At 41.7% G+C, this 23016-nt stretch carries 22 protein-coding genes; 21 read left to right on the forward strand and 1 reads right to left on the reverse strand.

Features of this window, described 5'->3' with window-relative positions; translation table 11 throughout:
- Nucleotides 1–122 precede the first annotated feature (122 nt).
- From J2S78_RS03485 to J2S78_RS03550, 14 genes are all read left to right on the forward strand, one after another.
- Nucleotides 123–1307 (forward strand): ATP phosphoribosyltransferase regulatory subunit, encoded by a 1185-nt coding sequence (locus tag J2S78_RS03485; RefSeq protein ID WP_306896301.1) that lies wholly within the window; start codon nt 123–125, stop codon nt 1305–1307.
- The gene (gene hisG, locus J2S78_RS03490) at nt 1304–1942 is read left to right on the forward strand and encodes an ATP phosphoribosyltransferase (protein ID WP_306896303.1); all 639 of its coding nucleotides are present in this window, start codon (nt 1304–1306) and stop codon (nt 1940–1942) included. Before J2S78_RS03485 ends, hisG begins: the two co-directional genes overlap by 4 nt.
- A complete protein-coding gene (gene hisD / locus J2S78_RS03495) occupies nt 1939–3213 on the forward strand; it encodes a histidinol dehydrogenase (protein ID WP_306896305.1) in 1275 nt (424 codons plus the stop codon). The genes hisG and hisD overlap by 4 nt, the downstream gene beginning before the upstream one ends.
- Entirely contained in the window at nt 3213–3803 is a 591-nt protein-coding gene (gene hisB, locus J2S78_RS03500; protein ID WP_306896307.1) for an imidazoleglycerol-phosphate dehydratase HisB, read from the forward strand. Before hisD ends, hisB begins: the two co-directional genes overlap by 1 nt.
- A gap of 50 nt (nt 3804–3853) precedes the next feature.
- Nucleotides 3854–4498: an imidazole glycerol phosphate synthase subunit HisH gene (hisH, locus tag J2S78_RS03505; protein ID WP_306896310.1), complete on the forward strand. Its 645-nt coding sequence runs from the start codon at nt 3854–3856 to the stop codon at nt 4496–4498.
- Entirely contained in the window at nt 4491–5228 is a 738-nt protein-coding gene (gene hisA / locus J2S78_RS03510) for a 1-(5-phosphoribosyl)-5-[(5-phosphoribosylamino)methylideneamino]imidazole-4-carboxamide isomerase (protein WP_306896312.1), read from the forward strand. Before hisH ends, hisA begins: the two co-directional genes overlap by 8 nt.
- Entirely contained in the window at nt 5225–5983 is a 759-nt protein-coding gene (gene hisF, locus J2S78_RS03515) for an imidazole glycerol phosphate synthase subunit HisF (RefSeq protein WP_306896314.1), read from the forward strand. Before hisA ends, hisF begins: the two co-directional genes overlap by 4 nt.
- Nucleotides 5980–6606: a bifunctional phosphoribosyl-AMP cyclohydrolase/phosphoribosyl-ATP diphosphatase HisIE gene (gene hisIE, locus J2S78_RS03520; RefSeq protein ID WP_306896316.1), complete on the forward strand. Its 627-nt coding sequence runs from the start codon at nt 5980–5982 to the stop codon at nt 6604–6606. Before hisF ends, hisIE begins: the two co-directional genes overlap by 4 nt.
- Nucleotides 6607–7499: 893 nt before the next feature.
- Nucleotides 7500–8546: a tetratricopeptide repeat protein gene (locus J2S78_RS03525; RefSeq protein WP_306896318.1), complete on the forward strand. Its 1047-nt coding sequence runs from the start codon at nt 7500–7502 to the stop codon at nt 8544–8546.
- 180 nt (nt 8547–8726) lie between these two features.
- On the forward strand, nt 8727–9671 hold the full coding sequence (trxB, locus tag J2S78_RS03530; RefSeq protein ID WP_306896319.1) for a thioredoxin-disulfide reductase: 945 nt from the start codon (nt 8727–8729) through the stop codon (nt 9669–9671).
- 398 nt (nt 9672–10069) lie between these two features.
- A complete protein-coding gene (gene rapZ, locus J2S78_RS03535) occupies nt 10070–10951 on the forward strand; it encodes an RNase adapter RapZ (RefSeq protein ID WP_306896321.1) in 882 nt (293 codons plus the stop codon).
- 5 nt (nt 10952–10956) lie between these two features.
- A complete protein-coding gene (gene mgfK, locus J2S78_RS03540; RefSeq protein WP_306896323.1) occupies nt 10957–11901 on the forward strand; it encodes a gluconeogenesis morphogenetic factor MgfK in 945 nt (314 codons plus the stop codon).
- Nucleotides 11902–11957: 56 nt separating this feature from the next.
- A complete protein-coding gene (whiA, locus tag J2S78_RS03545) occupies nt 11958–12932 on the forward strand; it encodes a DNA-binding protein WhiA (protein WP_306896325.1) in 975 nt (324 codons plus the stop codon).
- A gap of 19 nt (nt 12933–12951) precedes the next feature.
- Nucleotides 12952–13209, forward strand: coding sequence for an HPr family phosphocarrier protein (locus tag J2S78_RS03550; protein WP_306896327.1), 258 nt, complete (start codon nt 12952–12954; stop codon nt 13207–13209).
- A 139-nt stretch (nt 13210–13348) separates the two neighbouring features.
- Here J2S78_RS03550 and clpP read toward each other — a convergent pair whose 3' ends face one another.
- Nucleotides 13349–13927, reverse strand: a complete 579-nt coding sequence (gene clpP / locus J2S78_RS03555; RefSeq protein WP_125559955.1) for an ATP-dependent Clp endopeptidase proteolytic subunit ClpP — start codon at nt 13925–13927, stop codon at nt 13349–13351.
- A gap of 350 nt (nt 13928–14277) precedes the next feature.
- Between clpP and rpoN the strand changes: the two genes are divergently transcribed.
- The 7 genes from rpoN (at nt 14278) to eno (ending at nt 22915) form a co-directional block, all read left to right on the forward strand.
- The gene (gene rpoN, locus J2S78_RS03560) at nt 14278–15636 is read left to right on the forward strand and encodes an RNA polymerase factor sigma-54 (RefSeq protein WP_306896331.1); all 1359 of its coding nucleotides are present in this window, start codon (nt 14278–14280) and stop codon (nt 15634–15636) included.
- 201 nt (nt 15637–15837) lie between these two features.
- Entirely contained in the window at nt 15838–16860 is a 1023-nt protein-coding gene (locus J2S78_RS03565; RefSeq protein WP_306896333.1) for a sugar-binding transcriptional regulator, read from the forward strand.
- Between the two features lie 94 nt (nt 16861–16954).
- Complete coding sequence (gene gap / locus J2S78_RS03570; RefSeq protein WP_125553310.1) at nt 16955–17959, forward strand: type I glyceraldehyde-3-phosphate dehydrogenase; 1005 nt, start codon at nt 16955–16957, stop codon at nt 17957–17959.
- Nucleotides 17960–18092: 133 nt separating this feature from the next.
- Nucleotides 18093–19277, forward strand: coding sequence for a phosphoglycerate kinase (locus J2S78_RS03575; protein ID WP_306896337.1), 1185 nt, complete (start codon nt 18093–18095; stop codon nt 19275–19277).
- Between the two features lie 49 nt (nt 19278–19326).
- Nucleotides 19327–20088 (forward strand): triose-phosphate isomerase, encoded by a 762-nt coding sequence (tpiA, locus tag J2S78_RS03580; RefSeq protein WP_306896339.1) that lies wholly within the window; start codon nt 19327–19329, stop codon nt 20086–20088.
- Nucleotides 20081–21613 (forward strand): 2,3-bisphosphoglycerate-independent phosphoglycerate mutase, encoded by a 1533-nt coding sequence (gene gpmI, locus J2S78_RS03585; RefSeq protein WP_306896342.1) that lies wholly within the window; start codon nt 20081–20083, stop codon nt 21611–21613. The genes tpiA and gpmI overlap by 8 nt, the downstream gene beginning before the upstream one ends.
- Before the next feature lie 18 nt (nt 21614–21631).
- Entirely contained in the window at nt 21632–22915 is a 1284-nt protein-coding gene (eno, locus tag J2S78_RS03590) for a phosphopyruvate hydratase (RefSeq protein WP_306896344.1), read from the forward strand.
- Nucleotides 22916–23016 lie beyond the last annotated feature (101 nt).

The raw sequence follows: 23016 nt of genomic DNA on the forward strand, positions 1-23016 counted from the left end.
TTTTAGATTGACGCTTTTTAGAATCGAGTGTAAACTACACGGTATACACTTTATCTCTCTATTACATTAGCAAACTAAAGTACATACAATTATACATAAAAAAGAAAGGTAGGATTATCGTTATGAGTCAGCCTTTTATGTTTGAAAAACCTATAGGTATGCGTGATACGCTGCCCGCTTATTATCAAACCAAGCGCAGTGTCCGGGACCAAATGGAAGAAGAAATAGGAAGCTGGGGTTACTTGCCAATCGAAACTCCAGCTTTGGAATATTACGATACGGTTGGTCATGCATCTGCAATATTGGATCAGCAGTTGTTTAAATTATTAGATCAACAAGGAAATACGCTCGTCTTGCGTCCAGATATGACAGCACCGATTGCCAGAGTGGCAGCATCGAGTCTGAAAGATCACACGTTTCCGCTTCGTCTCTCCTATCACACGAATGTATTTCGTGCACAGCAGCGTGAAGGTGGAAGACCAGCCGAATTCGAGCAAATGGGTGTAGAATTGGTCGGAGATGACACCGCAAGTGCAGACGGAGAAATGATTGCACTTATGATTGATGCATTGAAAGCAGCAGGACTAAAAGATTTTCAAATTGCGGTCGGACATATCGGTTATGTGAACGCCCTCCTGCTTGATGTTGTAGGAAATGAAGAACGAGCAGGTACATTGCGCCGCTTTTTATACGAAAAAAACTATGTCGGATTTAAACACCATGTAGAAAGCTTGAATCTTTCTTCCATTGATGAAAAACGTTTGCTTGGACTTCTAAAATTACGCGGTGGCTCAGAAAAACTCAATGAAGCAGAAGAGTTAGTATATAATGGCGACGCTGCGAAAGCATTGGACAATCTACGTCAGTTGTGGGATGTACTGGAAGGGTATGGTGTAACAGACCATATTAAGCTTGACTTTAACTTAGTCATGCATATGAGTTATTATACCGGCGTTGTTTTTGAAGGATATGGGAGTCGGCTTGGTTTCCCATTATCGAGCGGTGGTCGTTATGACGAACTTTTACAAAAATTTAATCGACCAGCTCAGGCAACTGGATTTGGAATCCGTCTTGATTTGCTTGTCGAAGCTCTCGGACAAACAAAACAACAGCCCCAACAAACGTGTATTCTTTTTAGTAAGGAACGAAGAAAAGAAGCGATAGAAGAAGCGAAACAACAGCGTGAGCAAGGAAAAAGGGTTGTGCTTCAGGATTTACAAGGAGTAGGAAATGTCGATGAATGGAGCGAAGCGTTTTCCGAAGTGATTTCATTTATCGATAACAAGAAAGGGGACAGCAACGAATGAGCGAACCATTAAAGGTGGCCATGCCAAAAGGACGAATTTTCGAAGAAGCTATAGAACTTTTACGTCAAGCGGACTTTGCGCTTCCGTCTGAGTTTGACGACTCCCGAAAGTTAATCATAGAGGCACCAGATGCGAATATGCGATTTATTCTAGCAAAACCGATGGATGTGCCGACTTACGTGGAACACGGGGTTGCCGATATTGGTGTTGCTGGTAAAGACACGATGATTGAAGAAGAACGTGACGTTTATGAAGTGTTGGATTTAAACATAAGTGAGTGTTACATGGCAGTTGCTGGTCTTCCTGGCTATGAAAAAACAGACATAAACCCAAAAGTTGCTTCGAAATATCCTAATTTAGCGACTCAATATTTTAAAGAGCAAGGGGAACAAGTAGAAATTATTAAATTAAATGGTTCGATTGAAATTGCTCCGCTCGTTGGTTTGGCGGATCGGATTGTCGATATTGTATCGAGCGGTCAAACGTTGAAAGAGAACGGTCTCGTCGAATTAGAAAAAATGGTGTCTATTACGTCCCGTTTGATAGTTAACCCGGTCAGTTACCGGATGAAGGACACCCGTATTGATGACATGGTTGAACGTCTTGCCCGTGTGGTAGAGGAGGATGACGCATGAACATCATTCAACTTGATGAAAATGTCAGTCTCACCCGTGATTTGGAGTCCGGCACGGAAAAACAGCAGGACTCGGTCCAGGCTATTATCCGTAAAGTGCGGGAAAAAGGAGATCAAGGGCTGAAAGATCTTACGGAAATGTATGATGGGGTCCAACTTGATGAATTATTTGTCAGCGAAGAAGAATATGAAGAAGCTTATAAAGATTTTGATGACCGCTCTTTAGCCGCATTACAAAGGGCGATTGAAAATATTCGTTCTTTTCATAAAAAACAAATTCGTCAGTCATGGATGACAACGGAGGAAGATGGGACAATGCTTGGCCAGAAAATTACCCCTCTTGATTATGCAGGCGTCTATGTTCCCGGTGGAAAAGCGGCCTATCCTTCAACGATTATGATGAATGTCATTCCTGCCCAGACGGCAGGGGTGAGAAATATTATTATGACATCTCCGCCGAATCAAGACGGCAAATTGACACCAGCGGTTTTAGTGACAGCAGCGGAACTAGGTGTCACTCATATTTTGAAGGCAGGTGGTGCGCAAGCTGTTGCAGCACTAGCTTATGGAACGGAATCTGTACCGCGTGTCGATAAAATCACCGGCCCCGGCAACATTTATGTCGCTCTTGCTAAACGAGCGGTGTTTGGGCAGGTGGATATTGATATGATTGCCGGCCCTAGCGAAATCGTTGTGCTGGCCGATGACTCTACACGCCCGGACTATGCAGCAGCAGATCTTCTTTCTCAAGCTGAACACGATGAGATGTCGTCTGCGGTGATGGTAACGACATCTCGTACCATAGCCGAAAAAACTAAAGCGGAAGTAGAAAAACAGCTGGCCGATCTTCCCCGCAAAGAAATAGCAGAGGCTTCCATCAAAAATTATGGTGCGATTTATGTGGCAGACTCTTTAGATGAGGCGGTAGAAGCTGTTAATGAACTAGCCCCGGAACATTTGGAATTATTAATACAGGACCCGCATGCATTGCTAGGGAAAATCCGCCACGCTGGTGCTATTTTTCTCGGTTCAAACAGTTCCGAACCTGTTGGTGATTATATGGCCGGACCGAACCATGTACTTCCTACCAACGGAACAGCCCGTTTTTCAAGTCCTTTGAGTGTGGACGATTTTACGAAAAAATCAAGTATCATTTCATACAGCGAGCAAGCTTTTCTTCAAGAGGCGGACGATATTGCCGCAATTGCTAGAATGGAAGGACTAGAAGCACACGCACGAGCTGTTGAAATTCGCGGGAAAGGAGAAAAATAATGGCAAAACGATCAAGTTCAATCGAGCGTCACACAAAGGAAACGCAAATACTACTGGAAATGGACATTGATGGGGAAGGAAACAGTAATATCTCAACCGGTGTTCCTTTCATGAGCCATATGCTTGATCTGTTTACTAAACATGGTCACTTTGATGTAACAATTAATGCTAATGGGGATACGGAGGTAGATGATCATCATACTACCGAAGATATTGGTATTTGCCTTGGGCAGGTTTTTAATGAAGCGGTTGGCGATAAAAAAGGGATTCACCGTTATGGGAATGTAACGATTCCAATGGACGACGCGCTAGCACAAGTTGTCGTGGACTTAAGCAATCGTCCTCACTTAGAATATCGTGCTGACATTCCAAACGATAAGGTAGGGACATTTGATACTGAATTGGTTCATGAATTTTTGTGGAAATTTGCAGTAGAAGCAAGAATCAATCTTCACGTCATTGTACATTACGGACATAATACGCATCACATTATTGAAGCGATTTTTAAAGCAATGGCACGTGCGCTTGATGAAGCAACGCAACAGGACGCGCGGGTGAAAGGCATACCATCGACCAAAGGAATGTTATAACGTTCACGTGATAGGTACAAGCCAAGTTTTGAAGAAGGGTTGGATAGCGGATGATTGGCATTATTGATTATGGCATGGGAAACTTGCACAGTGTCAGTAAAGCATTAGAGCGCCTTGACTTATCATATGTTTTAACAGAAGATACGGAGGAATTGGCAAAAGCGGACGGATTGATTTTGCCGGGGGTTGGATCTTTTCATGATGCGATGAATATATTGAAGGAAAAAAAACAGGTGGACTTCATTAAACAATGGGTCGCAGACGGAAAGCCGCTTCTTGGTATTTGTCTTGGCATGCAGCTTCTTTTTGACGGCAGTGAAGAAAACGGGGACACAGAAGGTCTCGGTTTTTTACCGGGGTATGCTCGTCTTTTTCCAGGAAAAAGTGAAAAGGATGTTTCTTATAAAGTGCCTCATATGGGATGGAATAAGCTTCAATTTAAGCAGCCGGACCATGCTATGCTGACAAACATAGAAGAAGGTCATGTTTATTTTGTTCATTCATACGTGATGAGAACAGATGCAAAAGATATTTTGCTTGCAACTGCTGATTACTTCGGGGAAGTACCAGCTATAGTTGGTAAAAAGAACGTGATTGGTACACAATTTCATCCGGAAAAAAGCAGTAGAATTGGAATGCAGCTTTTAGAGAACTTCGGAAAAATGGTAGCAGAAGGGAGAAACATCAATGAGTAAATTTGATTTGTACCCGGCGATTGATATTCGCGGGGGAAAATGCGTGCGCTTATTGCAAGGCGATTATGATAAAGAAACCGTCTATGGTGATTCTCCCTATGATATGGCGGCTCGTTTTAAGGATGCGGGCGCAACCTGGATACATATGGTTGACTTAGATGGAGCGAAAGAAAAGAAACCAATTAATGATGCAGCGATTGTAAAAACAGCGCGTTCGCTTGATGTGAAGGTTCAAGTCGGTGGCGGTATCCGAACCGCAGAAGATGTTGCGTATTACTTAGATCAAGGAGTGGACCGTGTCATATTAGGAAGTGTTGCCGTGCAGCATCCCGATTTTGCGAAAGAAATGCTTGCTAAATATAAAGAGAAAATAGCGATAGGACTTGATGCCCGTGATGGCTACGTTGCGGTCAACGGCTGGCTTGAAACATCAAAAGTAACGGCGGTTGCATTAGGGAAGAAAATGGTAGAATATGGTGCGAAAACATTCATTTTCACGGATATCGCTAAAGACGGCATGATGGAAGGCCCAAATGTAGAAGCTATTGCCAATTTGGCTGAACAAACGGGTGTAGATGTTATCGCGTCAGGTGGCGTTAGTAAAATGGACGATGTGAAGGAACTGGTGCAGTATTACGATAAAGGGGTAGCCGGAGCAATTACAGGAAAAGCGGTTTATACAGGGAAACTTAATCTCGAAGCCGCGTTGCAAGAGGTGAAAAACTCATGATTACAAAAAGAATTATCCCTTGTCTTGATGTAAAAGAAGGACGTGTCGTCAAAGGCGTACAATTCGTTGGGTTACGTGACGCTGGTGATCCAGTGGAATTGTCTACATTTTATGATGAGCAAGGTGCAGATGAGCTTGTATTCCTTGATATTTCTGCATCTCATGAAGGCCGGAAAACAATGGTTGAAGTAGTAAAAGAAGTAGCAGGGACCCTTGCGATTCCGTTCACGGTCGGGGGCGGTATTCATTCTGTGGACGATATGAGGACGATTCTTCGCGCGGGTGCAGATAAAGTTTCGCTTAATACAGCGGCAGTTAAACGTCCGGAACTTATTCGGGAAGGTGCCGATTATTTCGGTGTACAGTGCATGGTTGTTGCGATAGATGCTAAATACGATGAGGAGCTTGGTTCCTGGCGGATTTATACACACGGGGGACGAACGCCGACAGATTGGGAAGTAACGGACTGGGCAAAAGAAGTTGTCCGTCGTGGAGCTGGCGAAATTTTATTAACAAGCATGGACCAAGACGGTGCGAAAAATGGATTTGATATGGGGCTTACCGAAACCGTTAATAACGCTGTTTCTGTTCCAGTTATCGCGTCAGGCGGGGCCGGAGCGAAAGAAGATTTTGTCGATGTATTTGAAAAAACGAGAGCGGATGCTGCACTGGCAGCTTCTATTTTTCATTATAAAGAAACATCGGTTGAAGAAGTGAAAAAGTATTTACGGGAAAAAGGAGTGCGGGTGCGATGAATAGTAACGATCTTACATTTGACGATCAAGGTTTGATACCAGCGATTGTGCAGGATGCCATTAGTAAAGAGGTGTTGACTCTTGCTTATATGAACAAAGAGTCACTGCAAAAAACGATAGATACGAAAGAAACTTGGTTTTATAGCCGTTCCCGGCAAGAGCTTTGGCATAAAGGAGAAACATCGGGTAACACGCAAAACGTAACAGATATACGTTATGACTGCGATCAAGACGCTATCGTTGTACTCGTTATCCCGAATGGACCTGCCTGTCACGAAGGAACATACAGTTGTTTTACCCAGTCTTTATTAGGTGATAAGAAAGAAGCGAAAGCAGATCGTTTTGCCATACTGAATGAACTTGAAGAAACAATCGCAGCACGTGAAAAAGAAATGCCAGAAGGTGCTTATACGACGTACTTATTCTCAGAAGGCGTCGATAAAATTTTGAAAAAAGTCGGAGAAGAATCAAGTGAAGTCATTATCGCTTCTAAAAATCGTGATCCAAAAGAATTGAGTATGGAAACTGCTGACTTGCTATATCACTTGTTTGTGCTGCTGCAAGAGCAAAAATTATCGTTGGATGACGTGTTAAACGTGTTGGAAGAACGGCACGGAAAGTGAGGCTGGGACAAAAGAAAAATATGTGGTAGTAAACACGAATGTCTTGTGGCGCTGGTCAAGATCTGCATATTAGCGGAGCCAAAATGCTTCGTCTCCTGCGGGAAAAGCACGAAGGATCTTCTACTAAAGTCGCGCACGTCCTGTGCGCAACGTAGAAGCCACCGCATCCTGCGGAAGTGAGACCCCGCAGGCAGGGGTTTTCTGCCGAGGGCCCGCAGGATGCGGGTCAGATCGGCGTTGGCACAGGACGTGCTGCTTTTAGCCGATCTTTCTCTTTTCGAGCCGTGCCCGCGGAAAGCGAAGTATTTTGGCGCAGCGATTTGTCTTAGGAACGAAAAATGCCGAACGATTTTGTAAAATCGTTCGGCATTTTTCATTCTTATAAAGGTTTAGTCCCAGCCCCTTTTTATACGCGGCACTAGCACCTCCTGTACGTCGCATAATCTGTTGCGGGCCTGCAGGACGAAGGTCCGGAGAACAAATAAAGATGGATGACCGATTGTTTTCACACCATTATGTGGACTTTAATTTATAGGAGAAGTTTTACTAGCGGAAGAGGAAGAAATACTAGCCAAGTTGGGAGATTTACTGGCCAAATATCTATGTTTTCTAGCCAAACCATTCGTTACTGTCTAAAGGTAATGGATTACTGTCCAAAAAGACTGAAATATTGTCCAAAAGACCACTTTTACTATCCAAACATAAAAGGCTCGCTCAGGACGTAACGAAATGGCGGCTCGATAAAGGACGGAGCTTGATGGTTTTCTTATCTACTGTACTTCTAAAATAGTTTTGTCAAGTCAGACTATTCTCTGATTTTATAAACAGCTTTTTTTCACATCTTTCGGGTGATATAATGAAAAATGTATGAGTTCTCCGATGGAGGGGATATGATGAAAACGGAACACTCACAGGGACAAGTAATCCCTTTTATACAAAATGGCGAATACTTTTTTAAACGGGGCGTCCATGCTTATCAGAAAAAAGAGCTGCAACGCGCCGTTAAATATTTGCGCCGCGCGGTAGAACTGAACCCTAATCAAGGTGTGTTCCAATGCCAGTTAGCCGCTATTTATTCAGATATGGGCGAATATAATCAATCGATAGATATGCTTTTGCATGTGCTCGATGACGTGGATGAAACGATGTATGAGTGCTATTTTTTCTTGGCCAACAATTATGCCTATCAAGGGTTGTTTGATAAAGCAGCCGAAACAGCTACATTGTATTTGCAAATGGATCCAGAAGGTGACTTTGCAAAAGATACGAAGGACTTGTTAGAAATGCTGGAAATGGATCAAGAAGAACAAGCGGACTCTGAAACATCAGATACAGAAGATGAACTCATTATAACGTATGAAAAAGCACTTCGTATGATAAAGGAAGAAAATTATTATGAAGCAGAAATGCTTCTTGAAAATATCGTGACAGACTATCCTATGTATTGGCCGGCACAAACCCAGCTTTCCCGGGTGCTTTATTTAAAAGGGCATACAGAAGAAGCCCTAGCTTATACGAAAGATTTGTTACGAGAAAATCATTATTTACCTGCTGTTTGTCAGCTAGCTGTTTTTTATAAAGAAGCAAATCGTGAAGCAGAAGCGCAAGATACAGCGGACGTTTTAAAACAAGTTGTTCCGATGAATAAAGATCATCTTTTTCAATTAGCTTCTACATTGTGCCTGTTAGAAGAATATGAGGATGCCTATCGGTTTTTTAAAATATTTAAAGCTCGGTTCCGACCAGAAGAGGGAAATTTTTTCTTTCAGTATGGTGTGGCAGCTTATGAAACCGGAAGAATTCAGGAGGCAAAAAGTCAATGGCAGCGTGCTAGAAGTATGCAACATAACGGAGCAAGTGTTTTACTAGAAAAACTGGAGCATAATCTGTTATTCTCGAGCGATGTGAGTTATGAATCATGGATGTATCATCGAATGTAATAAAAGCTCTTTTAAAAGGTTCAGGTATTTGTCATGGAACTAATGTAAAGATGTCAAGCACATTATTGGACTTATTCTATAGAATTTCTTACGATAGGCTTGCAAAGAAAAAAGGGAATGATTGACGCATCGGCTATGATTATCAAGGGGATATTATGGATGAATGAGGAGTGAATGAACATGTCAGAAGAAAAGATTTATGATGTTATTATTGCAGGAGCCGGTCCTGCCGGAATGACTGCAGCTGTGTACACGTCTCGTGCAGAAATGTCCACGCTTATGTTGGAACGCGGTATTCCAGGGGGCCAAGTGGCAAATACGGAAGATGTAGAAAACTATCCAGGGTTTGACCATATTTTAGGTCCAGATCTTTCAAATAAAATGTTTACTCATGCGAAAAAATTTGGCGCAGAATATGCATATGGCGATGTGAAAGAAATTGAAGATGGCAAAGAATATAAAACAGTAAGAGCCGGCAATAAAGAATATAAAACACGCTCGATTATTGTATCCACCGGCGCTGTTTATAAGCAGATTGGTGTTCCGGGAGAACAAGAACTCGGCGGTCGCGGGGTTTCTTACTGTGCTGTTTGTGACGGAGCCTTTTTCCGTGATAAAGAAATCGTCGTTGTTGGAGGCGGGGATTCTGCAGTTGAAGAAGCGGTATATCTTACTCGTTTTGCATCAAAAGTAACCGTCATTCACCGCCGCGATGAACTTAGAGCACAAAAAATATTGCAGCAACGTGCTTTTGAAAATGAAAAAATTGAATTTAAGTGGAGTCACGTTGTTAAAGAGATTAACGGTAAAGACGGAAAAGTAGGTAGCGTTACGTTGACCGACTTAAAATCCGGCGAAGATTATGAATTTGAAACACAAGGAGCGTTTATTTACATCGGTATGCTTCCTTTGAATGATGCTGTGAAAGGATTGGGCATCATCAACGAAGAGGGATATGTAGAAACAAATGAAGAAATGGAAACAAAGATTCCTGGAATATTTGCCGCTGGAGACTTGCGTGAAAAATCTCTTCGTCAAATTGTAACGGCAACCGGGGATGGATCTGTTGCCGCTCAAACGGCACAGCAGTATGTAGAAGAACTAAACAACACAGTAAACGCATAAATGAAAAAGGGATGCTACAAAAAACCTAAACAATTTTAAATCGATTTTAACTCGTTTGTAACAAAGGTGAAACAATAAACGTGTTATGATGAAATCAGTAATTGACCCCCTTTTTATATATAAGCTAGAGAAACACAGGCAAAAAGATGCCTGTGTTCTTTTTTTTTTGAAGATACATGCTTGCGAAAAGCGTCCCGTCCGCAGCGGATTTTTATTTTAAAGAGCTGGGATAAAATGGTCCGGGTATAATAAACGGAAAAAATTGAGCAAAACCCCTTTTACATAGTATACTGAAAAGAGAGAATCGAGCTGTTAGATATGTCATCCATTACAGCGGAGCTGAACGTATTCCATCATTAAAAGCAAAAGGATGGAATGAAGAAGGGAAGGGTCAAGTGATGGGAGAACTGACAGAAGACATTCATGTAGTTATCATTACAGGAATGTCCGGAGCCGGTAAAACGGTAGCGGTGCAGAGTTTCGAAGACTTAGGGTTTTATTGTGTCGATAACTTACCACCAGCACTCATTCCGACATTTATTGAGTTAATCGAAAACTCAGGTGGAAAAATGAACAAAGTTGCTCTCGTTATTGATTTAAGAGGTCGTGAATTCTTCGATCATTTGTTTGAAGCGGTTGATCACCTACGTTTAAAATCAAATTTAAGTACTCACATATTATTTTTGGATGCCAAAGATGATGTGCTTGTGCAGCGGTATAAAGAAACACGTCGGTCGCATCCGCTTGCCGCAGAAGAAACACCGCTTGAAGGCATTAATCAGGAGAGAGAAATTTTAGAAGATTTAAAAGGAAGAGCACGTCAAATTATTGATACAAGTGAGTTACAGCCGAAACAGCTGCGCGAGAGGATCATCCAATTTTTTTCTGGACCGGAAAAGGATGCGTTTTCTGTCAATATTATGTCGTTTGGGTATAAATATGGTCTCCCCATTGATGCCGATTTAGTGTTTGATGTTCGGTTTCTGCCAAATCCTCATTATATCGAGTCACTTAAACCTAAAACGGGTCTGGAAGAAGAAGTTTCGTCCTATGTGTTGAAGTGGGCAGAAACGAAGGAGTTCGTTGAAAAATTACTAGATATGTTGAAATATATGCTTCCTCAGTACAAACGGGAAGGTAAGAGTCAGCTTATTATCGCGATTGGCTGTACCGGGGGGGAACACCGCTCTGTCACGCTGGCGGAGTATGTGGCTGATTATTTTGCAGGAGAATATGCCACGCATAAGAGCCATCGGGATATAGAGAAAGGGAAGGTATAGTCATCGTGAATAAACCAAAAATCGTCGTCATCGGCGGTGGAACGGGATTGTCTGTACTGTTACGGGGATTGAAAACTTTTCCTGTAGATATCACGGCGATTGTAACCGTTGCTGATGACGGCGGCAGCTCAGGAATACTTCGAAAAGAATTAAATATTCCACCTCCAGGGGATGTCCGTAATGTTCTCGTAGCACTTGCGGAAGTAGAACCGATGATTGAACAGATGTTTCAACATCGGTTTGAAAATGGAAATGGTCTGTCCGGTCACTCGTTAGGAAACTTGCTGTTGGCAGGTATGACTTCAATTACTGGAGATTTTTCAAGAGGAATTAGTGAATTAAGTACGGTCCTTAATGTAAGGGGAAATGTGTTTCCGGCTGCTAATCAAAGTATTGAATTAAAAGCTGAAATGACGGATGGTTCTATTGTTACAGGAGAATCAAATATTCCTCATTCAGGTAAACAGATTAAAAAGGTCCGTTTATCACCGAAGGGCGTTCAGCCGCTGCCGGAAAGCCTTGAAGCTATAAAACAGGCTGATCTTATTGTACTTGGCCCGGGGAGTTTGTACACAAGTGTTATCCCCAATTTACTCGTTCCTGGAATTGCTAAGGCTATACAAGAAGCTTCCGCACGTAAAGTGTATATATGCAATGGAATGACACAATCTGGGGAAACGGATCATTTTTCAGTAGCCGATCATGTAGAAGCGATACGTTCTCACACTGGCTGCAATGTGATAGATACGGTACTTGTGAACAATAGTGAGATTCCGGCTGAAGTATTAGATAAATATGCGAAAGAGTCCGCATTTCCGGTACACTTTGATGAACAACGATTGGAGGACTTAGGATACTCTGTCGTAAAGGATGCATTTATGCATTATCATGGTGACCTTTTTCGACATGATGCGGTTAAAGTATCCCAATCTTTATTAAAAGAACTTTAGTAGAGCGGAAGACATTTCTATCAAGCTCTACAATGTAAAAAGGCGGTGAACGAAATATGTCGTCCTTTGCGGCTATGACAAAAAAGGAATTAACTCAATTCGAATCGGATGAATGTTGCGCAAAGGCAGAACTTGCCGCATTAATACGTATGAATGGATCAATTTCTTTCAGCAATGGTCAACTACTTTTAGATGTATCGACAGAAAATGCAGCCATTGCACGAAGAATTTATAAGTTAATAAAACGGGTATATAAAGATATTGTTGTAGAACTCATGGTTCGAAAAAAAATGCGTTTGAAAAAAAATAACGTATACATCGTACGCATCACACAAGAAGCTCGTGAGCTGTTAAGTGACTTAAGTATTATGAAAGATGGATTTCGTTTCATTCGTTCGATTTCCACAGATATTTTAGAAGACAATTGTTGCAAACGGGCTTATCTCCGTGGGGCTTTTTTAGCTGGCGGCTCGGTAAACCATCCCGAAACATCCTCGTATCACCTTGAAATATTCTCCTTATATGAGGAACATAATAAAGCCCTTCGTGAGCTTCTTCATGAATTTGACCTTTCTTCAAAAAGTTTGGAACGAAAAAAAGGATTTATCCTATATATTAAAGAAAGTGAGAAAATAACAGAATTTCTAAACGTTATCGGGGCCCATCAGGCTCTCCTCTATTTCGAAGACGTTCGTATTATGAAAGATATGAGAAATTCTGTGAATCGTCTAGTTAATTGCGAAACGGCTAATTTAAATAAAACGGTGGGAGCCGCTTTACGACAGGTCGAAAACATTCAAATAGTTGATAATGAGATAGGACTGGAACAGCTGCCTGATAAAGTTCGGGAAATGGCAGAACTTCGGGTGAAACATCAAGATGTCACATTAAAAGAGCTTGGTGAAATGGTTCCAAGTGGTCCCGTTAGTAAATCAGGAGTGAATCACCGTCTCCGAAAAATTAATCAATTGGCCGAAAAAATTCGAAATGGAGAGAATGTTCAGCTCGAAAACAACGTACATGTAGATTAATGGAGGGAGGTAGATACGATTGGTCGAAAAAACCACAGAGGTTAAATTGAAAACAGGTTTGCAAGCACGCCCTGCCGCCTTATTTGTGCAAGAAGCGAACCGTTTTCAATCAGATGTGTTTATTGAAAAAGATAGTAAAAAGGTCAACGCCAAAAGTATAATGGGCATTATGAGTTTGGCAGCAAGAACAGGAGAAGTTATAAAGGTAACCGTAGATGGTAATGACGAGGATGAAGCCATCAATGCACTTGTTCAATTTGTAGAAAAAGAAGAATGATAAAGAAAAACAGCGCTTTTTCCTGAAAAGAGAGGAAAGCGCTGTTTTTTACTTAGGAGCCTAAGGGTTCTGCTGTAGAAAAAGGCTGCCTGCGCAGTGAATATCACTGTTTCGGCAGCCTCGATGGAAGAGACAATGTTTACTTATAAAGAACGTCGTCAATCAATCCATATTGTTTTGCGTCTTCTGCGGTCATGAAGTTATCACGATCTGTGTCACGTTGAATAACTTCAAGTGGTTGACCTGTACGCTCGGATAGAATGTTGTTCAGCTTTTCCCGGATGTCCAAGATACGGCGAGCGTGAATATCAATATCAGTGGCCTGACCTTGTGTCCCACCGAGCGGTTGGTGAATCATGACTTCACTATTTGGAAGAGCATAACGCTTTCCTTCTTGTCCTGCAGTCAAAAGGAAAGATCCCATAGAAGCAGCCATTCCGACACAAATAGTGGAAACTTCCGGTTTAATATGCTGCATGGTGTCATAGATGGCCATTCCTGCTGTAATCGAGCCACCTGGACTATTAATGTATAGCGAAATATCTTTCTCCGGATCATCTGCGGCTAAGAAAAGTAGTTGAGCCACAACCGAATTAGCGATATTGTCATCAATCCCAGATCCAAGCATAATAATGCGGTCTTTCAGTAGGCGGGAATAAATGTCATACGCACGTTCCCCGCGATTTGTTTGTTCAATAACTGTTGGAATTAAATTCATGTTTATACATCCTCCTCTTCATTTCATGCTTTCAGCCCTGTGTTTAGCTGTTGATTCCATCATACTCTTATGGTCAATGATGGTCAAATAAAAAGGCGGATAAAATAAAAATCCGCTTAACCATAGACCATTGTACAATAAAAACACCGTTAACTCTAACGTTTTAATGAAAATGGGTGCTAACAATTTTCTGTTTTCTGAAACAAGAGAATCTTTCTGTATAATAACCGTTTCTTTGCTGATTCAAACTTCTATTAGAAAAACATATTAAGACGGGATAAAGTACGAGCGCCGATTCATATGATATAATAAATAAGGAAAACGTTTACAAGGGAGAAGGAGGGAACAACATGAACCTGGACATAGGGTTATATCAACAACAGTCTATGAAGCTCGTTATGACACAAGAGCTACGCCAGGCCATTTCCTTATTACAATTATCTACGCATGAGCTGACTAATTATATTGAAGAAGCAGCATTAGAGAATCCGTTAATGGAAATAGAACGTCAAGAACTTACGATGCATACTATACATGAAGCGTACAAGATGCCGGTGATGTGGCATGATGAACCTCCTGAAATGCAAGAAAAAGAAGACCATCGTGATTTTTCAATGTTTGATCAGGTAAGAGACGATAATATAGGAATCTCGGATTACTTAATTGAACAAATACGTCTGATGCCTTTAAATGAACTAGAAATGAAACAATTGATGTATTTAGCCGGAAATGTTGGAGACAATGGTTATTTGGAAGGGAGCTATAAAGAAGCAGCGAAAGTATTTTCCATTTCGCCTAAGCAATATGAAGAGCTTGTAGTTACCTTACAAACCTTAGAGCCGGCTGGTGTAGCCGCACGTTCTCTGCAGGAATGTTTAATGCTTCAACTTAAGCGTATGTCTCCAAGAAATGAGCTTGCCGAAAAAGTAGCAGCGGCTGGTTTGGAGGAATTAGGGACCTATAATTGGAAGAAGCTCGCAACAGAGTTAAACGTCTCATTGAAAGATATTCAGAGAGTACACGATGATATTCAACAGTTAAATCCGTATCCTGGGTCTCCGTTTGATAGTGAGGAACCGGCATGGTTAGTACCAGACGTTTATATTGAAAAAGATGGCTCCGAGTTTTGTGTCCGCCTGCATGATGACAGCCTTCCAAAAATAAGGTTGAACGACCAATATCGTCATCTGTTGGAGAGCAAAGAAGAAGGAGAAGCAACCGAATATGCGCAGAAAAAATATAAGCAACTGACATGGATATTGAACAGCATCAATCAGCGTCAACAAACGATTAAAAATGTAACGGAGGCGATTGTTGAATTTCAGTATGACTTTTTTAAAGATGGTTCTAACGAAATGAAGCCTTTAACTTTAAAAGACGTAGCAGACAAGGCAGACGTACATGAATCAACGGTCTCACGTACAACAACCAATAAATATGTCCAAACGCCCCACGGATTATTTGAATTGAAACACTTTTTCTCAACTGGTGTGAACAGTTTGGATGGTGAACAAACATCAACGTTAGCTATTAAGAAAATGATTCATGATTTAGTAAATCAAGAGGAAAAACAAGCCCCTTTGTCCGATCAAAAAATTTCGACCCAGATAGAATCCGACAAAGGTATATCTATATCAAGACGAGCGGTTGCTAAGTACAGAGATGAATTAAATATTCCTTCCTCTTCGAAACGAAAACGTTACGTTTGAAAAAGAATAAAATGGGGAAGATAAGTATTGAAAAGTTTTCTTCTCCATTTTTACTATGGCGAAACTTGTAGTTGCTTGTGGCGTTGATTCTTGATAAAATAAACATGCATAAAGAAGAAAACCTTTTTTATGCCGTAAGCGGGACTAAAAATGTCTTAGCGGGACCATTCACGTCCCGTGAGAGTCTGGTGATGGGTACATATGAGAAATTTCATAGAATTTCAGAAAAAATTACAGCCAGATGTACTGGATGTGATGGAAAAACGTTATAGAATTTTGCAATACCTCAGATTAATGCAACCTGTTGGCAGGCGAACGCTTGCGGGAAGTTTAGAAGTATCAGAGCGCGTGTTGCGGGGTGAAGTCCTGTTTTTAAAAGACCAAGGTCTTGTCTATATTGGAGCATCCGGTATGACTTTGACCGATGAAGGAGAAAATCTTCTTGCTGGTCTGGAAGAAACAATGAAGTCTGTGACAGGACTTGCAGACATGGAGAAGCGAGTAGCTGATACATTGCAGGTGCAAAGAGTCATTATTGTTCCTGAGAATAGCGACCGTTATTCATGGGTGAAAAAAGAATTGGGTAGAGCGTGTGTACAGCAAATGAAAGAAATGCTTGTACCCGATGACATTGTTGCTGTAGCAGGCGGAACAACCTTGGCTGATGTTGCGGAAATGATGAGTCCTGACTCTAATTTTAATAATGTCACCTTTGTTCCAGCTCGCGGTGGTTTGGGAGAAAAAGTAGAAATTCAAGCAAATACAATCAGTTCCACGATGGCAACAAAAGCTAATGGTAAGTACAGGTTGCTTCACGTGCCGGACCAATTGAGTAAAGAAACGAGAGAATCATTAGTGCTTGAACCCGGCATTAAAGAGTTACTTCGCTCTATCCGTCAGGCTAAAATGGTTGTTCATGGTGTCGGTGCCGCTTCTACTATGGCTGAAAGGCGCGAAACAAAAGAAGAGACACTGGACACCTTGGAGCAAAAACAAGCGGTGGCGGAAGCGTTTGGTTATTACTTTGACAAATCCGGCCACATTGTTCATAAGGAAAAAACGATTGGACTCCAGCTTGATGATTTACAAGAAAATCAGACTGTCGTTACAGTGGCTGGCGGTGCTTCTAAAGCAGAAGCTATTACAGCATATATGAAATACCGCCCAAGTGATGTACTGATTACAGATGAAGGGGCATCCCAAGCTATTTTAGGATTAATATAGAAAGTCCCGGATGGATCAACCCGCAGAAAGCTTTGACTACACTGCTTTCTGGGTTAATATAAAAAGTTTCACTAATCTTAAGGAGGATTTATTTATGGCAACAAAAATTGGTATTAACGGTTTTGGAAGAATTGGACGCGTTGTATTTCGCGCAGCATTGAGTAATGATGACGTGGAAGTTGTAGCAATCAATGACCTTACAGACGCTGACATGCTGGCTCATCTATTGAAGTATGACTCTGTTCATGGAAGCCTAGATCAAGAGGTATCCGTTAATGGTGACAACCTTGTTGTTGGTGGCAAAGAAATTCGCGTTACTGCACAAAAAAATCCAGCGGAAATCAACTGGAGCGCAGCTGGCGTTGAGCTCGTTGTAGAATCTACTGGATTGTTTGTAAATCGTGACGATGCAGCGAAGCACCTTGAAGCAGGCGCGAAGAAAGTTATCATTTCTGCACCAGGTAAAGAGACAGATGCTACATTCGTAATGGGCGTTAATGAAGACACGTATGATCCTGCTAAGCATGACGTTGTTTCTAACGCATCTTGTACTACTAACTGCCTCGCTCCCGTTGCAAAAGTACTAAATGATAAGTTTGGTCTTAAGCGCGGTCTTATGACAACTGTTCACTCTTACACAAACGATCAGCAAATTCTTGACCTTCCGCATAAAGACTATCGTCGTGCACGTGCTGCCGGCCAAAACATCATTCCAACTTCTACTGGTGCAGCAAAAGCAGTTGCTCTTGTTCTTCCTGAACTTGAAGGAAAATTGAATGGTGGCGCAATGCGTGTACCTACTCCAAACGTTTCCCTTGTCGATCTTGTAGCTGAACTTGATGAAAATGTTTCCGCAGAAGATGTAAATAACGCATTGAAAGAAGCTTCCGAAGGAGAATTGAAAGGTGTTCTTGGTTACAGTGAAGAACCACTTGTTTCCAGTGACTACAACAGTAAATCAAGCTCCTCCACTATCGACGCTCTTTCTACAATGGTAATGGAAGATAATATGGTTAAAGTTATTTCTTGGTACGACAACGAATTTGGCTATTCCAGCCGTGTGGTTGATCTTGTAGCATATATGGCAAAACAACAATAAGAAACAAGGCAACCTGGGAATGATACAGAAGGGAGAAGGAAGTAATATTTCTTACTCCCTTTTCTTATGAATGAAGTGTTATTAATGGGTACAATGATAGGGAAATGTGATTAACAATCGAGGAGGTTCTTTCATGAACAAAAAATCAATACGCGATATAGATTTAAAAGGACAAACTGTCTTTTGCCGGGTCGATTTTAACGTACCGATGAATAAAGACGAAGTGACGGATGATACTCGTATCCGTGCAGCATTGCCAACGATTCAACATCTGATTGATCAAGGAGCGAAAATTATTCTTGGAAGCCATCTTGGCCGTCCAAAAGGAGAGGCTTCTGATGAACTTCGTTTAGGTCCGGTTGCCGTTCGTCTTGGAAATCTTCTTCATAAAGATGTAAAAAAAGTGGATGAGGTTTATGGAGATGAAGCGAAGCAGGCAGCTGAAAACTTAGTAGAAGGCGAAGTATTGTTGCTTGAAAACCTTCGTTTTGAACCAGGCGAAGAGAAAAATGATGAAACGTTGTCTAAAAACCTTGCTTCCTTAGCGGATGTTTATGTAAATGACGCGTTTGGTGCCGCACACCGTGCTCATGCTTCAACGGAAGGCGTTGCACGTCACATTCCGGCAGTATCTGGCTTGTTGATGGAAAAAGAACTAGAAGTACTCGGACAAGCATTAACAACACCAGAACGCCCATTCACAGCTATCGTCGGCGGTGCAAAGGTGAAAGACAAAATCGGTGTGATTGATTACCTGCTCGATAAAGTAGACAATTTAATCATCGGTGGAGGACTTGCTTACACATTCGTTAAAGCAAAAGGCTACGAAATCGGAAAATCCCTCTTAGATGAAGAAAAGATTGACTTGGCGAACGAATATATGCAAAAAGCAAAAGATAATGGTGTAAACTTCTACATGCCGCTTGATGTAACCGTTGCTGATGATCTAAGTGAAGACGCTAATACAAAAGTGGTAAATATCGAAAATATCCCATCTGACTGGGAAGCACTTGACATTGGCCCTAAAACGATGGAAGCTTATAAAGATGTCATTCAAGATTCCAAGCTGGTGTTGTGGAACGGACCAATGGGTGTATTTGAATTTAAACCATTTTCAAAAGGCACAAGAGCTATCGGTGAAGCACTAGCAGAAGCATCCGAAACGTATTCCGTCATTGGCGGGGGCGATTCTGCAGCTGCCGTAGAGAAATTTGGTATGGCAGACAAAATGAGTCACATATCAACCGGAGGCGGCGCTTCCCTTGAATTCATGGAAGGAAAAGTACTTCCAGGTGTCGCAGCACTAAGTGATAAATAAACAATAACTCAAACGATAGAAATAATTAGAAAGAAGGGAGCATTCTAATATGAGAAAACCAATTCTTGCTGGAAACTGGAAAATGAACAAGACTCATGGAGAAGCTGTTACGTTTATTGAAGAAATCAAGGGCAATGTCCCTTCTGCAAATGAGGTTGAAACGGTAGTTTGTGCACCAGCCTTATTTTTAAAAGAAATGAACGATAAAGCAGCAGGTAGTGATGTTGAAATTGGCGCACAAACGATGCACTTTGAAGAAAACGGTGCGTTCACGGGAGAAATCAGTCCGGCAGCATTGAAAGATTTGGGTATTAACTACTCCATTATCGGCCACTCCGAGCGCCGTGAAATGTTCAATGAAACAGACGAGAGCGTTAATCAAAAACTTCATGCCGCTTTCCAACATGGAATTACTCCGATTATGTGCTGCGGAGAAACGTTGGAAGAACGTGACAGTAACAAAACAGAAGCAGTTGTGAAAGAACAGGTAGAAAAAGGATTCGAAGGTCTAAGCGCAGAACAAGTAAAACAGGTTGTTGTAGCATACGAACCTATTTGGGCTATCGGAACCGGCAAATCATCAACCGCTGAAGATGCCAATGAAACATGCGGTACTGTTCGTAAGGTTATTGCTGAATTGTATGACCAAGACACCGCAGAAGCTGTACGTATTCAATACGGCGGAAGTGTGAAACCTGAAAATATAGCAGGTTACATGGAAAAAGAACATATTGATGGAGCTCTTGTTGGCGGTGCTAGCTTGAAGTCTGATGCATTCCTACAGTTGGTGGAGGCTGGCAAACATGAGTAAGTCTCCTGTAGCACTTATTATTCTCGACGGCTACGCCCTTCGAGATGAAGAAAAAGGAAATGCTGTTGCGCAAGCTAACACCCCTAATTTTGATCGGTACTGGGAAACGTATCCCCATACAAACTTAGAAGCATGCGGTACAGCTGTTGGATTGCCGGACGGACAGATGGGAAACTCTGAAGTTGGTCATTTGAACATTGGCGCCGGAAGAGTTGTCTATCAAAGTCTCACAAGAATTAACAAAGCGATTGAAGAAGGATCGTTTCAAAAGAACCAAGCGTTAGTTGGTGCAACGGAACATGTAAGAAAACACGGAAGCAGCCTTCATCTGTATGGCCTATTGTCTGACGGCGGCGTTCATAGCCACATAAAGCATCTTTTTGGATTGCTTGAAATGGCGAAAGATAAAGGGATTAAAAACGTGTATGTTCATGCCTTTTTAGACGGACGTGATGTTGGACAGACAACGGCAAAGACGTATGTGGAAGAATTAGAAACAAAAATGAAAGAAATTGGTGTTGGTCAACTTGCCAGCTTACACGGCCGTTATTATTCAATGGACCGTGATAAGCGTTGGGAACGTTTAGAAAAATCTTATCGAGCTTTAGTATATGGGGAAGGTCAAGCGTATAACTCACCAGAAGAAGCGATTGAGACTTCATACGATGAAGAAGTATGGGATGAGTTTTTTGTTCCTTCTATACTGACAGAACAAGACGGACAACCTGTAGCAACAATTCAGGATAATGATGCTGTTGTGTTCTTTAACTTCCGTCCTGATCGTGCGATTCAGCTTTCTGAAGTGTTTACGAATGATGATTTTAGTGGATTTGATAAAGGAGATAAGGCACCTAAAAACCTTCATTACGTTACGATGACTTCCTATAGTGATGCGATTCAGGCAGAAGTTGCTTATCCACCGCAAAACTTGGAAAACACTATGGGTGAAACGGTCGCAAAAGCTGGGAAAAAGCAATTGCGAATTGCCGAAACAGAGAAATATCCGCACGTCACATTCTTTTTCAGCGGAGGACAGGAAAAAGAGTTTGATGGGGAAAAGCGTATATTAATCGATTCTCCGAAAGTGGCTACTTATGATTTGCAGCCGGAAATGAGCGCATATAAAGTAACCGACGCATTATTAGACGAAATCAAGGCGGAAAATCATGATTTTATCGTATTGAATTTTGCTAATCCAGATATGGTTGGTCATTCTGGGAAATTAGATGCTACCATTAAAGCGGTGGAGACGGTAGATGAATGTCTTGGTAAAATTGTTGACCTTATTACAGAAAAAGGCGGTAATGCGATCATTACAGCCGATCACGGTAATGCAGATGAAGTTGTTACTTTGGAAGATGAGCCGATGACAGCTCACACGACAAACCAAGTTCCTGTTATCGTGACAAAGAATGGCATCGATTTGAAGGAGAATGGTGTATTAGCTGACCTTTGTCCAACGGCAGTAGATCTTTTGAAAATAGAAAAACCAGAAGAAATGACAGGTCAATCGTTAATTAGATAATAAAGGAGAAATGAAACAATGAGTATGATTACAGATGTTTATGGTCGCGAAGTCCTTGACTCCCGCGGAAATCCAACAGTAGAAGTTGAAGTATTTACAGAAACAGGCGGATTTGGCCGTGCGCTCGTACCTAGTGGTGCATCTACAGGCGAATATGAAGCTGTAGAATTGCGTGATGGCGGCGATCGCTTTATGGGTAAAGGTGTTATTCAAGCGGTCGATCACGTGAACGAAGATATCGCACCAGAAGTGATTGGAATGGAAGTAACCGATCAAACAGGTATTGATCAACTTATGCTTGAATTAGATGGAACAGATAACAAAGAAAAACTAGGTGCTAATGCGATTCTAGGTGTTTCTATGGCGATTGCTCATGCATCTGCGCATGACCTTGGTATTCCACTATATGAATACTTGGGTGGTTTCAATGCGAAAACCCTTCCGGTTCCAATGATGAACATCTTGAACGGAGGAGAGCATGCAGATAACAATGTAGATATTCAAGAATTTATGATTATGCCAGTAGGGGCGGAAGATTTTCCACAAGCGATCCGCATGGGCGCTGAAATCTTTCATAACTTGAAAAAGGTTTTAAAAGATAAAGGCTACAACACAGCTGTTGGCGATGAAGGTGGATTTGCTCCTAACTTAGGATCGAACGAAGAAGCGTTGCAAACCATTGTTGAAGCGATTGAAAAAGCAGGCTATAAGCCAGGTGAACAAGTGCAATTAGCTATGGACGCTGCTTCTTCTGAAATTTATGAAGACGGCAAATATAACCTTAAAGGCGAAGGCGTTGTAAAAACAGCGGACGAAATGATTGCTTTCTATAAAGACCTTACAGAGAAATATCCAATTGTTTCGATTGAAGATGGTCTTGATGAAAACGATTGGGACGGCTGGAAGAAGCTAACCGAAGCGATTGGCGATAAAGTACAGCTCGTTGGGGACGATTTGTTTGTGACTAACACCAATAAGTTATCCCGCGGTATTGAAGAAGGAGTTGGAAACTCTATTCTTGTCAAAGTTAACCAAATTGGAACACTTACAGAAACGTTTGACGCGATGGAAATGGCTAAACGTGCTGGTTACACAGCTGTTGTATCCCATCGTTCCGGTGAAACAGAAGACGCAACGATTGCTGACATTGCCGTAGCAGTAAACGCAGGACAAATTAAGACCGGTGCACCATCACGTACCGATCGTGTTGCAAAATACAACCAGCTCATCCGTATTACAGATGAACTTGGTAGCACGTCCATTTATCCTGGGAAAAACGCGTTTTATAACTTGAATAAATAATACGTAACGCCGCAGTTTGCTTCTCGCTGGCAAACTGCGGCGTTTTTAAATAAATGGTATGATTGCCAAGTACAAGTCGTTGTGTTACATTATGAATAGTG

This window comes from Salibacterium salarium, assembly GCF_030813635.1.
GTDB lineage: Bacteria > Bacillota > Bacilli > Bacillales > Marinococcaceae > Salibacterium > Salibacterium salarium.

Excerpts from the sequence above, each read along its gene's own strand:
- J2S78_RS03485 (WP_306896301.1), top strand. The coding sequence starts at position 123 with ATGAGTCAGCCTTTTATGTTTGAAAAACCTATAGGTATGCGTGATACG.
- hisG (WP_306896303.1), top strand. The coding sequence starts at position 1,304 with ATGAGCGAACCATTAAAGGTGGCCATGCCAAAAGGACGAATTTTCGAA.
- hisD (WP_306896305.1), top strand. The coding sequence starts at position 1,939 with ATGAACATCATTCAACTTGATGAAAATGTCAGTCTCACCCGTGATTTG.
- hisB (WP_306896307.1), top strand. The coding sequence starts at position 3,213 with ATGGCAAAACGATCAAGTTCAATCGAGCGTCACACAAAGGAAACGCAA.
- hisH (WP_306896310.1), top strand. The coding sequence starts at position 3,854 with ATGATTGGCATTATTGATTATGGCATGGGAAACTTGCACAGTGTCAGT.
- hisA (WP_306896312.1), top strand. The coding sequence starts at position 4,491 with ATGAGTAAATTTGATTTGTACCCGGCGATTGATATTCGCGGGGGAAAA.
- hisF (WP_306896314.1), top strand. The coding sequence starts at position 5,225 with ATGATTACAAAAAGAATTATCCCTTGTCTTGATGTAAAAGAAGGACGT.
- hisIE (WP_306896316.1), top strand. The coding sequence starts at position 5,980 with ATGAATAGTAACGATCTTACATTTGACGATCAAGGTTTGATACCAGCG.
- J2S78_RS03525 (WP_306896318.1), top strand. The coding sequence starts at position 7,500 with ATGAAAACGGAACACTCACAGGGACAAGTAATCCCTTTTATACAAAAT.
- trxB (WP_306896319.1), top strand. The coding sequence starts at position 8,727 with ATGTCAGAAGAAAAGATTTATGATGTTATTATTGCAGGAGCCGGTCCT.
- rapZ (WP_306896321.1), top strand. The coding sequence starts at position 10,070 with ATGGGAGAACTGACAGAAGACATTCATGTAGTTATCATTACAGGAATG.
- whiA (WP_306896325.1), top strand. The coding sequence starts at position 11,958 with ATGTCGTCCTTTGCGGCTATGACAAAAAAGGAATTAACTCAATTCGAA.
- clpP (WP_125559955.1), bottom strand. The coding sequence starts at position 13,927 with ATGAATTTAATTCCAACAGTTATTGAACAAACAAATCGCGGGGAACGT.
- rpoN (WP_306896331.1), top strand. The coding sequence starts at position 14,278 with ATGAACCTGGACATAGGGTTATATCAACAACAGTCTATGAAGCTCGTT.
- J2S78_RS03565 (WP_306896333.1), top strand. The coding sequence starts at position 15,838 with ATGAGAAATTTCATAGAATTTCAGAAAAAATTACAGCCAGATGTACTG.
- gap (WP_125553310.1), top strand. The coding sequence starts at position 16,955 with ATGGCAACAAAAATTGGTATTAACGGTTTTGGAAGAATTGGACGCGTT.
- J2S78_RS03575 (WP_306896337.1), top strand. The coding sequence starts at position 18,093 with ATGAACAAAAAATCAATACGCGATATAGATTTAAAAGGACAAACTGTC.
- tpiA (WP_306896339.1), top strand. The coding sequence starts at position 19,327 with ATGAGAAAACCAATTCTTGCTGGAAACTGGAAAATGAACAAGACTCAT.
- gpmI (WP_306896342.1), top strand. The coding sequence starts at position 20,081 with ATGAGTAAGTCTCCTGTAGCACTTATTATTCTCGACGGCTACGCCCTT.
- eno (WP_306896344.1), top strand. The coding sequence starts at position 21,632 with ATGAGTATGATTACAGATGTTTATGGTCGCGAAGTCCTTGACTCCCGC.